The sequence below is a fragment of the Streptomyces sp. NBC_00086 genome (genome assembly GCF_026343255.1).
GTDB lineage: Bacteria > Actinomycetota > Actinomycetes > Streptomycetales > Streptomycetaceae > Streptomyces.
This window is the reverse complement of sequence record NZ_JAPELZ010000001.1, coordinates 376835-390838: the sequence shown is the minus strand read 5'-3', so window position 1 is coordinate 390838 and position 14004 is coordinate 376835. Positions and strand designations below refer to the sequence as shown.

11 protein-coding genes are annotated in these 14004 nt (G+C 72.6%); 5 read left to right on the top strand and 6 right to left on the bottom strand.

The genetic code is table 11. The features are described 5' to 3' along the window. Positions 1-48 precede the first annotated feature (48 nt). Complete coding sequence (locus tag OG276_RS01740) at positions 49-2262, bottom strand: MMPL family transporter (protein ID WP_266901961.1); 2214 nt, start codon at positions 2260-2262, stop codon at positions 49-51. Positions 2263-2473: 211 nt separating this feature from the next. Between OG276_RS01740 and OG276_RS01735 the strand changes: the two genes are divergently transcribed. From OG276_RS01735 to OG276_RS01725, 3 genes are all read left to right on the top strand, one after another. After that, a complete protein-coding gene (locus OG276_RS01735; RefSeq protein ID WP_266901959.1) occupies positions 2474-3790 on the top strand; it encodes a sensor histidine kinase in 1317 nt (438 codons plus the stop codon). Continuing rightward, positions 3787-4455 carry a response regulator transcription factor gene (locus OG276_RS01730; protein WP_266901957.1) on the top strand — a complete coding sequence of 223 codons (669 nt, stop codon included), beginning with the start codon at positions 3787-3789 and terminating at the stop codon, positions 4453-4455. Before OG276_RS01735 ends, OG276_RS01730 begins: the two co-directional genes overlap by 4 nt. A gap of 153 nt (positions 4456-4608) precedes the next feature. Then, positions 4609-4911 (top strand): hypothetical protein, encoded by a 303-nt coding sequence (locus tag OG276_RS01725; RefSeq protein ID WP_266901955.1) that lies wholly within the window; start codon positions 4609-4611, stop codon positions 4909-4911. On the opposite strand, the gene OG276_RS01720 is transcribed toward OG276_RS01725, so the two are convergent. The 3 genes from OG276_RS01720 to OG276_RS01710 all read right to left on the bottom strand — a co-directional run bounded on the left by OG276_RS01720 (position 4883) and on the right by OG276_RS01710 (position 7906). Beyond that, entirely contained in the window at positions 4883-5998 is a 1116-nt protein-coding gene (locus tag OG276_RS01720) for an esterase family protein (RefSeq protein WP_266901953.1), read from the bottom strand. The two genes, OG276_RS01725 and OG276_RS01720, sit on opposite strands and share 29 nt — an antisense overlap. Before the next feature lie 122 nt (positions 5999-6120). Then, positions 6121-6273 (bottom strand): hypothetical protein, encoded by a 153-nt coding sequence (locus OG276_RS01715; RefSeq protein WP_266901951.1) that lies wholly within the window; start codon positions 6271-6273, stop codon positions 6121-6123. A gap of 298 nt (positions 6274-6571) precedes the next feature. Further along, positions 6572-7906, bottom strand: a complete 1335-nt coding sequence (locus OG276_RS01710) for a chloride channel protein (RefSeq protein ID WP_266901949.1) — start codon at positions 7904-7906, stop codon at positions 6572-6574. Between the two features lie 236 nt (positions 7907-8142). Here OG276_RS01710 and OG276_RS01705 point away from each other — a divergent pair, with 236 nt between their 5' ends. Both OG276_RS01705 and OG276_RS01700 read left to right on the top strand, forming a co-directional pair. Continuing rightward, positions 8143-11343 (top strand): TIM-barrel domain-containing protein, encoded by a 3201-nt coding sequence (locus tag OG276_RS01705; protein WP_266901947.1) that lies wholly within the window; start codon positions 8143-8145, stop codon positions 11341-11343. A gap of 336 nt (positions 11344-11679) precedes the next feature. Continuing rightward, positions 11680-12081 carry a hypothetical protein gene (locus tag OG276_RS01700; protein WP_266901945.1) on the top strand — a complete coding sequence of 134 codons (402 nt, stop codon included), beginning with the start codon at positions 11680-11682 and terminating at the stop codon, positions 12079-12081. A 41-nt stretch (positions 12082-12122) separates the two neighbouring features. On the opposite strand, the gene OG276_RS01695 is transcribed toward OG276_RS01700, so the two are convergent. Both OG276_RS01695 and OG276_RS01690 read right to left on the bottom strand, forming a co-directional pair. After that, complete coding sequence (locus tag OG276_RS01695) at positions 12123-12785, bottom strand: response regulator transcription factor (protein WP_266901943.1); 663 nt, start codon at positions 12783-12785, stop codon at positions 12123-12125. Further along, on the bottom strand, positions 12760-13932 hold the full coding sequence (locus tag OG276_RS01690) for a sensor histidine kinase (protein WP_266901941.1): 1173 nt from the start codon (positions 13930-13932) through the stop codon (positions 12760-12762). The genes OG276_RS01695 and OG276_RS01690 overlap by 26 nt, the downstream gene beginning before the upstream one ends. Between the last annotated feature and the right edge of the window lie 72 nt (positions 13933-14004).

Here is a 14004-nt window from a genome sequence, read left to right as displayed (position 1 = left end):
GTTCTACGGAGCTTCGCGCACCCGCCCCCGCACCGCCGGGCCGGAGGCTCAGCGGGCCGTGACCCGCTCGGGCTCACGGTGCCCGCCGCCGCCCGCCACCGACTCCCCGGCGCCCGGGCGCTGCCGGAGCGGCCACCACAGGGACCGGCCCATGAGCGCGGCCAGGGCCGGCACCAGCACGATCGACAGCACGAACGCGGAGAGCAGGATCCCGAGCCCCGTGGCGAAGCCGATCTGCTGGGTCGCCGAGCCCTGACTCGCGGCCAGGCTCCCGAAGGACAACGCCAGCACCAGGCCCGCGGTCGCGATGGCGGGCGCCGTGTGGCGCACCGCCCGGGCCACGGCCGCACGGGCCGGACCGGGCCGGTCCATCTCCTCCCTGATCCGGTCCGTGATCAGGATGTTGTAGTCGGTGCCCAGCGCGACCACGAACAGGAACAGCACCAGCGGCAGCGAGAAGTCCACGCCCGGCCGACCCGCCGCGTGCTGGAACACCAGCGTCGAGGCACCCAGCGTCGCCGCGAAGCCCAGGCCCACCGAGAGCATCAGGACCACCGGCGCGAGCAGGCTCCGCAGCAGCAGGAACAGGATCAGCGCGATCAGCGCCGCCGCCACCGGGAAGACCACCTTCAGGTCCTTGTCCACGGCGGACGCGATGTCGGAGAAGATCGCCGCCGTACCACCGACATGGGCCTCGGTTCCGTCCGGCCGGTGCGCGGCCACCGCCTCCCGAACCGGTCCGGCGACCAGGTCGCGGGCCTCCTGCCCGTGCGGATCGGCGGTCGGGAACAGGTCGATGCGGGCCGCCCGGCGGTCCTCGCTCAGCACCGTCGGTGCCACCTGGCCCACCCCGCCGACCGAAGCCAGCGCGCGGGAGAGTCCGCCGAGGCGCTCGGCCGTCAGCGTGCCCCCGCCGGAGGCGGTCACGAACACGCTCGCCGGATCCGATACCCCGGCGGGCAGCGCGCGGGCGATCTCCGCCGCCGTCGCCGCCGAGGCCGTACGCTCAACGCCCGCGCGGCTCTGCCCGTAGTCCATCCGCATCCCGGCCATGCCCGCGGCCAGCGCCCCCAGCAGGGCCACCGAGGCGAGCACCAGGGTCAGCGGCCGCCGTGCCACCAGCCCACCCGTTCGCGCGGCCACGCCCGCGCGGGGCTCCCGCTTCAGCGCCCGCGAGGGCCAGAACATCCTGCGGCCGGCGACCGCGAGGATGGCCGGCATCAGGGTCAGGCTGCCGAGCAGCATCACCAGGACCGACACGGCGATGGCCGGGCCCAGCACCCGGAACTGACCGAAGGTGGCCACCGCGAGGGTGGAGAACGCGGCGACGATGGTCAGCGCCGCACAGGTGATGGCCGTACCGACCCGGCCGGCGACCTCGGCCGCCGCTGCCCGGCCCGACTGCTCCGGGTGGCGCCGCAACTGCTCGCGGAAGCGGAAGAGCAGGAAGAGGAAGTAGTCGATGCCGATGCCCACCAGCACCACACTGATCAACTGGGGCGTGGATCCGTCGAGTTCGATCCCGGTCAGCAGTGCGGTGCCGACCACGACACCGGCCGCGGCTCCGCCGATGATGCTGACGGCGATCAGCGGCAGCAACGCCGCCAGAACGCTGCGGAACACCAGCACGTGCAGCAGTACGATCACCGCGAGCATCACGGCGCCCACGATCTTCGACCGGGTCTCCTCCGCGTCGGCGGTGTCCACGGTGTCCGCGAGCCCGGCGGTGAACCCGGTCCGCAGGCCCGCCTCCGCGAACCCGGCCCGGGTGTGGTCCCGGAACGCCCGGTACAGGTCCTGCATCCCGGGGTCCATGGGATTGCCGGTCAACTCGACCGACAGCAGCCGGAAGCTCCGGTCCGGGGCCGTCATCGCCGGGCTGATCCGGGGCTGCTGGGAACGGTCCTGCACCAGGAAGGGCGGGGTGTCCTCGGGCCGCGGCATGACGATCCGCTGCTGGGCCAACTCCGCCGCCTCGGCGTCGATCCGCCGCTCGTCGGCGTCGGTCAGCGGCGCACCGTCGTCACGGGCCACCAGCACGGTCAGCGGGTTGGCATCGGGCTCGACCCCGAAGTGTTCCTCGGCGACCTTCAGCGCGGCCGCCGAATCGTAGGAGGCCGGAAGGAACTCGCCGGTGCTCGTCTGCGTGGCGCGGAAGACCAGCGCCTGGCCGAAGATCGTCAGGGCGATGCCCAGTACCGCCCAGAGGGCTATGACCTTCCATGGACTTCGGGTGGCGAAGGCGGTCAGGGCGCGGATCAAGGAGTCCTCCGTAACGGGGCGGCGGCCGGGGGTCCCCGGCCTGCTCACCAGCTCATCACCGGCCGCACCCCGAAACGTCAGGTCCCGGGAGGAGCTCGCACCCGGGACCAGGGGCCGGTGCGGGCCCCCGACCAGGACTCCGGTCCTGGTCCGCACTCCTCCTCGGGACCCGCGGTCCGGGGGTCGCCCGATGGGAAGATGGAGCATGCCGATGATCAGAACGGACGACGGGGCGGGCGGGAGCGCGCCCGTTCAGGGCGCGAACGGCGCCCGGACCGAGAACCCGGTCCGGTGCGAGGACCCGGACCCGAGCCCGAAGGGCGCCCGGGCCTTGAGCGGCGCCCGGATCTCGAACGGGATCCGGGCCCTGAACTGGACCCGCAACGACGCGCTCGTCGCCATCGCCGCCGTTGTCGTGGACCTGGTTGGCTATTCGTTCGGCGCGGCCGAGAACGGCCGGCCCCTCACGGCGTCCGCCCTCGCCCTGGTGGTCCTGACCGCGCCCTGCCTGCTGGCCCGGCGGGTCAGGCCGGTAGCCGTGCTCGGCGCCGTCCTCGCCCTCGGCGTGGCACTGAACCTGATCACGTCACAGGGCCCGCACTTCTCCGCGGGAGTGACCGTCGCGCTCTTCTCCGTGGCCCGCGTGCGCGGCCCGGCCGTCACGGCGGCGGCCGCCCTGGCGGCCGTGCCGCTGACGGTGATCGGCAGCGGTGGCTACGGCGGGACGAGCGGGTTCATGGGCCTGCTCGGCAACACGGTCGCCGTCGTCCTCGTCGTCGCCGCCGCGCTGCTGACGCGCCGCTGGCAGCAGGAGACCGAGGCCAGGCGCATCCTGCTGGCCGAACGCGCGGTGGCCGAGGAGCGCCGCCGCATCGCCCGCGAACTGCACGACATCGTGGCCCACCACATCACCACCATGCAGCTGATGTCCGGCGGGGCACGGGCCAACCTCGCGCACGACCCCGAGACGGCCCGCGAGGCCCTGGTCACCCTGGAGGGGTCCGGGCGGATGGCGCTGCGCGAGATGCGACAGCTGCTCGACGTGCTCCGGGCGGGGGAGGAGCCGGAACGCACCCCGCCGGCCCCGCAGCCCGGTACCGCCGACCTGGACCGGATCATCGCCGAAGCCAGGCTCGGCGGCCTGGACACCGGCTTCACCGTGGAGGGGCCGGTCCGCCCGCTGCCGCCGGCCCTCGGCCTGACGGTGTTCCGCATCGTGCAGGAGGCGCTGACCAACACCCGCAAGCACGCCGGGCGGCGGGCCCGGGCCCACGTACGGCTGACGTATCGTCCGGACGCGGTGACGGTGGAGGTCCGCGACGACGGGGCGGGGGAGCGGGCGGAGCCTTCGCGGGCGGCCCCGGTTTCCGGATACGGTCTGATCGGAATGCGCGAACGGGTCGCCCTGCAGGGCGGCACCCTGGAGGCGGCCGCCCTCGACGGCGGCGGATTCCGGGTGGCGGCGCGCATGCCGGTGCCGCACGGTCCGGATGCGCCCGGGGGAGAGGGAGAGGAAGAACGCGGATGATCCGTGTGCTCATTGCCGACGACCAGCCGCTCGTCCGCCGGGGCCTGGCCCTGATCCTGGCCCCCGATCCGGACTTCGAGGTCGTCGGCGAGGCCGGGGACGGTGCCGAGGCGGTCGCCCTCGCGGAGCGGCTGCGACCCGACGTGGTCGTCATGGACATCCGGATGCCGGTCCTGGACGGGGTCGAGGCCACCGGGGAACTGTCCGCACGGCTGCCGGAGTGCCGGGTCCTGGCGCTGAGCACCTTCGACATGGACGAGTACGTGGTCGCCGCCCTGCGCGCCGGAGCCTACGGGTTCCTGCCCAAGGACGTCTCCCCGGAGGAGCTGACGGCCGCGATCCGCACCGTCCACACCGGTGAGGCCGCGGTGGCGCCGCGCCTGCTGACCCGGCTGATCTCCACGTACGTACGGGCCCCCGCGAGGCCCGCCCGCCAGACGGCCGGAGTTCCGGCCGGACTCACACCGAGGGAGCGGGAGATCTGGCGGCTGCTGGCCACCGGACTCGACAACGCGGAGATCGCCGCAGACCTGGACATCAGCGTCTCCACGGTCAAGAACCACATCACCGGCATCTTCGGCAAGCTGGGCGTCCGCGACCGGGCCCAAGCGGTCATCGCCGCGTACGAATCGGGCGTGGTGGAGGTCGCCGAGGGGCCGCGCTGAGCGCCAAGTCCGCGGGGAGGGGCGCCAGGAGCCCGGGGCGCACACCCCTGACCTGCCGGAACCTCACTGGAATCCTGGAGGATTCACCCGTGCGGACAGGGGGTCCTCCATGGCACAGTGCGATCAGCCCAACCGCACGACCAGGGAGTCTCCATGAGCGATCAGCACTCCACGCAGCTCGCGGCCGCCCCCGGGTACCGGCCGGAGCCGCGCCCGCTGAGTTCGACGGGGACGTCGAGTTCGACGGGCACGTTGAGCCCGGCGCCTCAGCCGGGCCCGCTGCCGTGCTGCCCGGTCTGCGAGGAAGCCCCGGAACGCATCTCCTGGCGTCAGCGTCCGGGGCAGCCGGTGGTTCTGGTCTTCGATCCCTGCGGGCACCGGCACGGCTCGCCGGCGGCGCCGGTCCTGGCCGTGAGCCCGCTGCCCGTCACGGGCTGGGGACGGGCCCTCGCATGAGCTTGCTGACCCACTGGATGAGCCCGCCGTCGTACATGCCGGGGACGTAGGTGTAGGCGTCGTGGCCGCCGCCCTCGTCGACGTGGAACATCGTCTTCACGGGCCCCTTGCCGTAGTCCTTGATGAACTTCTCGATCGGCGGCCGGTTCTGGACGTCGCTGCCCTTGGTGCCGACCTGGAAGGCGAGGTCCACCTCGGGTCCGCCCCGGTCGATCAGCTTCTGCGCGAGCTGGGGCGGACTGTTCTGCGCCTTCTCCTCGGGGTGGCCGTCCCACAGCCGGGAGTCGGGGACGATGTCGGGCCCGCCGGCGATCACCGCCCGGAACCGGTCGGGCTTCTGCAGTACCGCCTTGAGCCCGGCGAACCCGCCGGAGGAGCTGCCCATGAAGGCCCAGCCGTCGCGGGACTTGATCGTACGGAACGTCGCGCGGACCAGGTCGGGAACGTCCTCGGTGAGCCAGGTGCCCATCTTCGGCTGGCCGGGGATGTCGCTGCCGTCCCAGTACAGGCCGTCCTTGTCGGACGCTGGGTTCAGGACGGGCATGGCGAGGATGAAGGGGAGGCTGGCGCCCTCCTCGGACCACTTGGAGATGTCGGCCTCCAGCTTGAGATTGCTCCCGCTCCAGTAGTTCTCGTCGAAGCCGGGCCCGCCGGGCAGCGCGATCATCACGGGGAAGCCGCTGCGCGCGTACTTCGGGTCGTGGTACTGCGGCGGCACCCAGAGCCAGACCTTGCCCGTGAAGTGGGACTTCTTCCCGGCGAGGGTGGTCACCATCACCTTGCTGCCGTCCTCCGGGATGGTGCCCGACACCTTCAGCTCGGGCGCCGGGCCGGTGGGCATCAGGGTCAGCGGGTCCCCGGACGTGCCACCGGAGTCTCCCCGGGCCGTGGTGCGGGGCTCGTCGAGGTGCACGATGTCGCCGGTGTCGTCGAACGGGTCGAAGTAGCCGACCGCCCCGGCGATCACGCCCGCCACGGCCGCCAGCGCGACGGCCTCGCCGATCCAGCGCCGCCGCGGCCGGCCGCCGCCCGGTCCCCGGTCCCGGCCGTGGCGGTGCTGCGCCTCCCGGCGTTTGCCGTGCTTCATCGTGCGTGACTCCTGAGCCCTGTACGGAGGCGGCCGGTGCGGCTGCCGGGGAGTGAGAGTGCACAACGAAAGGAACGGTTCGCCACCAAAGCCTATGAAAAGGGCAAAGGCGGGGTCATCCGCTACGCGGCGGGCGGGCGGGCCGTCATGCCCGTGACGATGAGGTCGACGCCGGCGAGGAACTGCACGCGGTCGTCGTGGTCGAGCCCCTGGTCCGCGAGCGCCCGGGTGAAGGGGCACTCCTCGGGGCCGAGTCGTTTCCAGGCCTGCGCCATGGTGTCGAGGTGGGCGCCGCGGTCGGCCTCCGGGCCGAGGCCGGGCGCGCACGAGGTTCGCGGCGTTCTGGCCGGCGGCGCCGAGGACGTAGTGCACCAGCGCGGACGTCGCGGTGAACCAGCTGCTCGCGGGCACGTCCAGCGCGTACACCTGCCGGCCGAAGGCCTCGAAGACGTGGATCGCCACCGGGCCGGAGGGGTGGTGCCCTGCCCGTCGGCCCGGCCTGAGCCCGCCGGTACGTCTTCGGGCTCGGGCGTAGGCGGGCTCGGGGCTCGGCGGGCTCAGGTGCCGAAGGGCTCAGGCGTCCGTGGAAGCGGGCTGGAGGTGGGCCGGGTCGGCGGGGCGCTGGCGGTCGATCAGGGCCGAGGCCAGCAGGGCCGTCACCGCCGAGAGCACCAGCAGCGGCATCAGGGTGGGTGCCTCCTTGCCCAGCAGGGCGGCGGCCAGGACCACGCCGGTCACCGGGAGCCGGGTACCGGCCACCCCGGCCGCGCAGATGCCGGCCGCCAGGGCGGGACCCATGCCGAATCCGGGCAGGCTGCCGAAGGCGACGCCGATCGATGCCCCGATCATGATGGACGGGAAGATGGGACCACCCCGGAGGCTGCCCAGGGCGATGCTCCAGCCGATCAGTTTGAAGGCCGAGAGGGCGATCAGCGCGCCCACCGCCCAGGACGAGGGCTCGGCGGCCAGCATGCCGACGGTTGCCTGGCCGGACAGGGCCACCTCCTCGGGGGAGCGCCCGGTGATCAGCGCGTAGCCGGTGACGCAGACGCCTACGGCCACCGCGCACAGGACGATCCGCCGCGCGGAGGTCCCCGTCCAGGCGTGCACGCGCAGGCCCCCGGACTTGCCCAGGGCGACCACGACGCCGATCAGGGCGGCCATCGGGATGCCCCACAGGAAGTCGCCCGCGTCGGGCAGGCCCGCGGCCGGTTCCTGGGGGAGGGTCAGCGCGCCGATGCCGAGGCCGGTCCAGTGCCCGAAGCCGGTGAAGACCAGGGCGCCGACCCCGCTGGCGACCAGGGCGGGCAGGATCAGTACGAGGATGCGGGCGCCTCCGGCCACGAGGGCGGCGCCCTCCAGCACCATCACCACCGGGATCAGCGGACTGCCGAAGATGGTGCTGATGGCGGCGGTGGATCCGGCCATGCCCAGCACCGTGGCCAGCTCGGGCTCCGCGGCACGCTTGGCGGCGCGGATGCTGAGCAGGGCGAGGCCGCTGCCCATGGCCATCAGGGGCGCCTCGGGTCCCAGCATCACGCCGAGGGGCAGGCAGGCCAGCGCGGCCAGGACCACGCTCAGGGTCTCGCGCGGCATGGTCGGCGGACCGCCGAAGCCGTAGGCGGGGACGTGTCCGCCCGCGCCGGCCATCCGCGTGATGATCGGCGCGGCCAGCAGTCCGGCGAGGGCGAGCGTCGGCAGGCCCCACCACCAGGGGGCGCGCGAGTAGCCGAGCAGGTCGGGTGCGGTGTGCCAGACCCAGTGCTGGAGCTCGTGTTCGAGGCTGACGAAACCGAAGGCGAACAGCGAGACCGGGATGCCGATGAGCGCCGAGAGGACGAGCAGTCGCAGGGTCCCGGGGGCGAGGAGGAGCTGACGGAGCGATGCGGGCTGTTGCGCCTGTGCCATGAGTGCCGGGCCCTCCAGAATCGTCCGTGGTTCGTCTCAGGGTCGGGGCGCGGGGCGCGTCGCGCAGGGCGGGTGGGCCATCCGAGTGAGGGATCACCGCGCCTCCGCATGCTCAAAGATGCTCGTTGACCAGCCATTGCGAGCATCTTCCTTCAAATGGGGCCTCCGGACCGCTATGTTGCCCGGTGCATGCCAAAAGGTGTGTCCGCAGTCCGGACCGCACGAGGAGCCGCCCCATGAGACTCATCAGCATCCGCAGAAGCCCACGGCGGCGACGCGCCCCGGCCGCCGCGCTGCTCGCCGCGGTCCTCGCCGTGGCCGGTCTGGCCATGGCCGGCCCCCTCTCCTCACCGGCCTCGGCGGCCGCCGAGGCGCCGGCCCCGGCCACGGCGGGCAACGCCACCGGCGTCACCCAGTCGGGGAACACCTTCACGATCGCAACCTCCGGCGGAGCCAAGGCCCGGGTGGTCGTCGCCCGCGCCGACATCTTCCGGCTCTGGCTCTCGCCCGACGGCACCTTCACCAGCGATCCGGCCGGTACCGACCTCGCCCCCACCACCGATTTCGGCCCCGTGAGCGCCGCCTGGACCGACGCGGGCACGTATTACAAGATCACCACCGGTTCCCTGTCCATCCGGGTCAACAAGACCCCGCTGCAGTTCTCCGTCTACCGGGCCGACAACTCCACCCTCGTCTGGCAGGAGATGCAGCCCACCTCCTGGACCAGCAGCCAGACCACCCAGTACCTCGCGCGCGCGGCGGACGAGCAGTTCTACGGAACGGGCCTGCGCCTGGGCGAATGGGCGCTGCGCGGCAAGACCGTCCCCATCGCGGTCGACAACAAGTGGCGCGAGAACAACAACGCCAGCCCCGCGCCCTTCTACGTGTCGACCAACAACTACGGCGTGATGCGCAATACCTGGGCCCCGGGCTCGTACGGTTTCAACGCTCCCACCACGCTCACCCATGACGAGAAGCGCTTCGACGCCTGGTACTTCACCGGCAATTCCCTCAAGACCGTCCTGGACGCCTACACCGACGTCAGCGGCAAGCCCTTCATGGCTCCGGCGTGGGGCTTCGAACTCGGCAACGCCGACTGCTTCAACGCCTCCAACCCGGCCTACCAGGGCGATCACAACCGGCTCCGCCACCAGACCACCCCGGACGTCGTCGGCTACGCCACGGACGCCCGCGCCGCCGACATGCCCTCGGGCTGGTTCCTGCCCAACGACGGCTACGGCTGCGGCTACACCGCGCCACTGAAGTCCACGGTCGACGCCCTGAAGGCCAAGGGCTTCCAGACCGGACTGTGGACCTCGACGGGCCTCGGCAACATCAACGAGGAAGTGGGGGCGGCCGGTTCGCGGGGAGTGAAGACCGACGTCGCCTGGATCGGCGGCGGTTACAAGACGGCCTTCGCCGGTGTCCAGCAGGCCGTCGACGGCATCGAGAAGAACTCCGACGCCCGGCGCTACGTCTGGACCGTCGACGGCTGGGCCGGCACCCAGCGCAACGCCGTCGTCTGGACCGGTGACACCAACGGCACCTGGGACGACATGCGCTGGCACGTCCCCGCCATCACCGGCGCGGGCCTCTCCGGCCTCAACTACGCCACCGGCGACGTCGACGGCATCTTCGCCGGCAGCCCCAAGACGTACGCCCGCGACCTCCAGTGGAAGGCGTTCACCCCGGCCTTCATGACCATGTCCGGCTGGGGCGCGACCGGTCCGACCGCCGGGTACCAGGACAAGCAGCCCTGGCGGTTCGCGGAGCCGTACCTCTCGATCAACCGCAAGTACCTCCAGCTGAAGATGCGGCTGATGCCGTACCTGTACACGATGAGCCGGACCGCGCACGAGACCGGCGTCCCGAGCACCCGCGCGATGGTCCTGGAGTACCCCGAGGACCCGGTGGCGCGCGGCAACCTGACCAGCGGCCAGTTCATGGCCGGCGATTCCTTCCTCGTCGCGCCCGTGGTCTCCGACACCTCCGTACGGGACGGCATCTACCTCCCGGCCGGCACGTGGACGGACTACTGGACGGGCAAGACCTACGCCGGACCGGGCTGGCTCAACGGCTACCAGGCACCCCTCGACACCCTGCCCCTGTTCGTCAAGGGCGGCGCCATCGTCCCGATGTGGCCGCAGATGAACTACACGGGGGAGAAGCCCGTCTCCACCCTCACCTACGACATCCACCCGCGCGGCGCCACCTCCTTCAGCCTCTACGAGGACGACGGGATCACCCGCGCCCACCAGAGCGGAGCCTTCGCCCGCCAGCAGGTCGACGTCACCGCCCCGGCCTCCGGCTCCGGCACGGTCAACGTGTCCGTCTCGGCCCCGGCCGGCAGCTACACCGGCAAACCGGCCTCGCGGGGCTACGAGTTCAGCCTCCACGTGGCCACCGCCCCCACCGCGGTCACCGTGGACGGCGCGGCCCTCACCCGGCTGAGCGGCAAGGCCGCCTACGACGCGGCCGCGACCGGCTGGTTCTTCGACGCCGCCGACCGCGGCGGCATCCTGTGGACCAAGACGGGTACGAAGTCGGGCGCGTTCGGCGTCTCGGCCACCGGCACCTCCGTCCCGGCCGCCGACCCCATCCCGGTCACCTCCAGCCCCGTCCCGCAGACGGCCTGGACCCTGGTCTCCGCCGACAGCCAGGAGACCGGCGGCGAGAACGGCGCGGCCCGCAACGCCTTCGACGGGAACACCGGGACCATCTGGCACACCGCCTGGTCCGGTTCCGCACCCGCGCCGCTCCCGCACGAGATCCAGATCGACCTCGGCGCCCGCTACACGGCCGACGGCCTCGGCTACCTGCCCCGCCAGGACGGCGGGGTCAACGGCCGGATCGGCGGCTACGAGGTGTACGTCTCGGACACCACCACCGACTGGGGTTCCCCGGTGGCCACCGGCACCTTCGCCGACACGGCGGCCCTCAAGCCGGTCTCCCTGTCCGCCAAAGCGGGCCGCTACCTCCGCCTCAAGGCACTGACCGAGGCGGGCGGCCGCGGTCCCTGGAGCAGCGCCGCCGAGATCACCCTCACCGGTCGCCCGACCCCGCTGCCCGCGGCCGCCACCCTGGTCAACGGGGCATCGGCCACCTGCATCGACCTCCCGGGCAGCGCCACCACCCCCGGCACCCAGCCCACCCTCTACAGCTGCCACGGCGGCCCCAACCAGCGCTGGACCCTGCAGGGCGACGGCCGGCTCACCGGCCTCGGCGGAGTCTGCCTGGACGCGGCCACCCCCACCGCCGTCGCGATCCAGACCTGCAACGGCAGCGCGGGCCAGAGCTGGCAGACCGGCCCGGACGGCAGCCTGCGCAACTCCGGCCAGTGTCTGACCCCGGCCGGCTCCGCCACGGCCAACGGCACCAAGCTCACCCGGGTCGCGTGCGCGACGACCGCGGCCCAGCGCTGGACCTTCACCCCGTGAGCCCGTGGGCCCGGGCCCTCGCGACCCCGAGGGTATGCGCCCCGTGAGGTTCCCGGCATCGCGATGAGAGCCGCCTGACACCCCCCACAGAGCCCGGCCCGGCACCCAGCCGGGCCGGGCTCCGGCGTGCCGGGGCACGGCAGTGGGGGCCGCGACCCCTCGGACCTTTCAGGAAGGTGCTCATGCCCGCTCGGCGAACTCCTCGCGGCCGAACCGGCGCGGGACTGGCACAAACGCGACCGATCGGCGCCCGGACTGACAGGAACGCGACTGACCCGACCGGACGGTCGGCCGAGGTATGGATCTCTGTCAGTGCCGGTTGCGAGGATGAGCGGCATGACGCCTTTCCTTCTGACCGACATCGATCGTGCCGTCCGCAGCAGTTGGAGCGAGCAGACGTGCACACCCGAGTACCGCGACCGGTGGACCCGGGAGAACCCGGCCCGTGACCAGTGCGGTGTGACCGCCATGCTCCTCAACGACCTGCTGGGCGGCGAACTGATCCGCGGCGAGGTCCTCGTCGACGGCGAGCGCGTGGACTACCACTGGTGGAACCGCCTGGGCATGGGCATCGAAATCGACCTCACCCGCGAGCAGTTCGGCCCGGAGGAGAAGATCACCGAGGGCATGGTCGTCCCCCGCCCGCCGGAGAGCGAATGGCGCCGCCTGCGCACGGAGTACCAGGTCCTGCGCGACGCCGTGATGACCAAGCTGACCGGCGACCCCGTGGTCCCCTAGCCCTCTTCTTGGGACTCATGGGACATGGCGCGGCAGCCGGTTCAGGTTCCGGGGAGGATGCGGCGCGTTTCGTAGGCCCACATCGCGATCTCGACCCGGTTGCGGGCGCCGAGTTTGGCCATCAGGCTGGCCAGGTGCGTCTTCACCGTGCTGAGGCTGATGTGCAGTGCATCGGCGATCTCGGTGTTGGTCAGCCCGCGAGCGACGGCGAGGAGCACCTGCTCCTCGCGGGCGGTGACGGGGGAGACCGGCTGGGTCACGGGCCGGCCGGCGGGCAGGTCCGCGAATGCCTCGAGCAGACGGACGGTGACGCTGGGCGCAATGAGCGCCTCACCGCCGGCCGCCGACCGTACGGCCTGGGCCAAGAGGTCCGGTCCCGTGTCCTTGAGGAGGAATCCGCGGGCGCCGGCACGCAGCGCGCCGTAGACGTACTCGTCGAGGTCGAACGTGGTGATGACGACCACGGCCAGCGGGTCGGCGACGCCCGGGCCGGCGACCAGCCGGGTGGCCTCGAGCCCGTCGAGTACGGGCATGCGGATGTCGAACAGGCAGACGTCGGGGCGCAGTTCGCGGGCCAGACGTACCGCCTCCCGCCCGTCGGCGGCCTCGCCGACCACCTCGATGCCGGGCTGGGCGTTCAGCATGATCCGCAACCCGGTGCGGATGATCGTCTGGTCGTCAGCGACGAGGACGCGAATGGACACCGCTCTCGCTCCTCGCTCTCGGCAGTTCGGCGTCGACGTGCCAGCCCCGGTCGGTACCCGGGCCGGCTCGTAGTGTGCCGCCGAGCAGCGTCGCGCGCTCGCGCAATCCGGTAAGTCCGTATCCGTCGCGACCCCGGCCGGTGCGCCGGCCGTTGTCGCGCACGCTCACCCGCACCATGTGCCGTTCCGCGGCGACCCGGACGACGACCTCGGTCGCGTCGACCGCATGGCGCATCGCGTTGGTCACCGACTCCTGCACGATCCGGTAGACGGCCGCGTCCACGGCCGGGGGCAGTGCGTCCAGCTCGCCGGCGAGCCCCAGGTCGATCCTGAGGCGACCACCCGGGGTGCGCACCAGGCGCTCCAGATCCGCGACACCCGCAGGCGGCGCCAGCTCGGCGCCGACCCCGCGGTGGCGCAGCGCGGCGACCATGGCGCGCATTTCCTCCAGCGTGCGCGCCCCTTCCTCCTCGACCCCGTCCAGCGCCTCGACGGCGGCGGACGGGTCGGTACCCGCGAGCACTCGGCCCGCCTGAGCGATGATCACCATGGCCGACACGTGGTGGGCCACCGTGTCGTGCAGTTCCCGGGCGAGCTGCTCGCGCTCGCGGGAGCGCACCTGCTCCAACTGCCGCTCCTGAGCGGTCACACGGAACCGCACGGCAGCCCCGACCACGCCGGGCAGCAGCAGGAAGACGAAGCCCACGACCTTTTCGACCACCGGGGTCGCGTCCGTGACGACACACAGCGCGCCGACCGCGATGATCACCGCACCGCCCAGCACGATCTCCCGTCCCGATCCCCACCGGGGCAGCGCGTACACCAGCACGAGCACGACCGTGCCGGTGTACAGGCCGACGGACTCCTGCGGTGCGGCAACGAGCGAGGCCACCGGAAGCAGGACCACCGAGCCGAACGCCAGCGTCACCACCGCCAGCGGGCGGGTCCGGCGCCACAGGGGCAGCAGGCACAGCCATACGGCGAGCACCACCGCCACCGGCCGCCACACGACGTTCTCGCGCAGGGTGGCCTCCAGCGCCACACCGGCAAGGCCCGCGGTGAGCAGCGCCCAGTCCCGCCGCACCCGGGCGGGCGCGTCGGGCGGCCGGGGTTCGGTCCACAGGGTTCGCAGGTCGTCTCGGAGCACGGTTCTCAGCCTAGAGACCGCGGCGTGCCGCGCATCGGCCGAAAGGACGGGTCGTCACTCCTCCCCGGGGCC

What these genes read in the sequence shown, in the direction of transcription:
- OG276_RS01725 (WP_266901955.1), top strand. Translation starts at nt 4,609, where the DNA reads ATGAGCGATCAGCACTCCACGCAGCTCGCGGCCGCCCCCGGGTACCGG.
- OG276_RS01730 (WP_266901957.1), top strand. Translation starts at nt 3,787, where the DNA reads ATGATCCGTGTGCTCATTGCCGACGACCAGCCGCTCGTCCGCCGGGGC.
- OG276_RS01735 (WP_266901959.1), top strand. Translation starts at nt 2,474, where the DNA reads ATGATCAGAACGGACGACGGGGCGGGCGGGAGCGCGCCCGTTCAGGGC.
- OG276_RS01710 (WP_266901949.1), bottom strand. Translation starts at nt 7,906, where the DNA reads ATGGCACAGGCGCAACAGCCCGCATCGCTCCGTCAGCTCCTCCTCGCC.
- OG276_RS01715 (WP_266901951.1), bottom strand. Translation starts at nt 6,273, where the DNA reads ATGGCGCAGGCCTGGAAACGACTCGGCCCCGAGGAGTGCCCCTTCACC.
- OG276_RS01700 (WP_266901945.1), top strand. Translation starts at nt 11,680, where the DNA reads ATGACGCCTTTCCTTCTGACCGACATCGATCGTGCCGTCCGCAGCAGT.
- OG276_RS01705 (WP_266901947.1), top strand. Translation starts at nt 8,143, where the DNA reads ATGAGACTCATCAGCATCCGCAGAAGCCCACGGCGGCGACGCGCCCCG.
- OG276_RS01720 (WP_266901953.1), bottom strand. Translation starts at nt 5,998, where the DNA reads ATGAAGCACGGCAAACGCCGGGAGGCGCAGCACCGCCACGGCCGGGAC.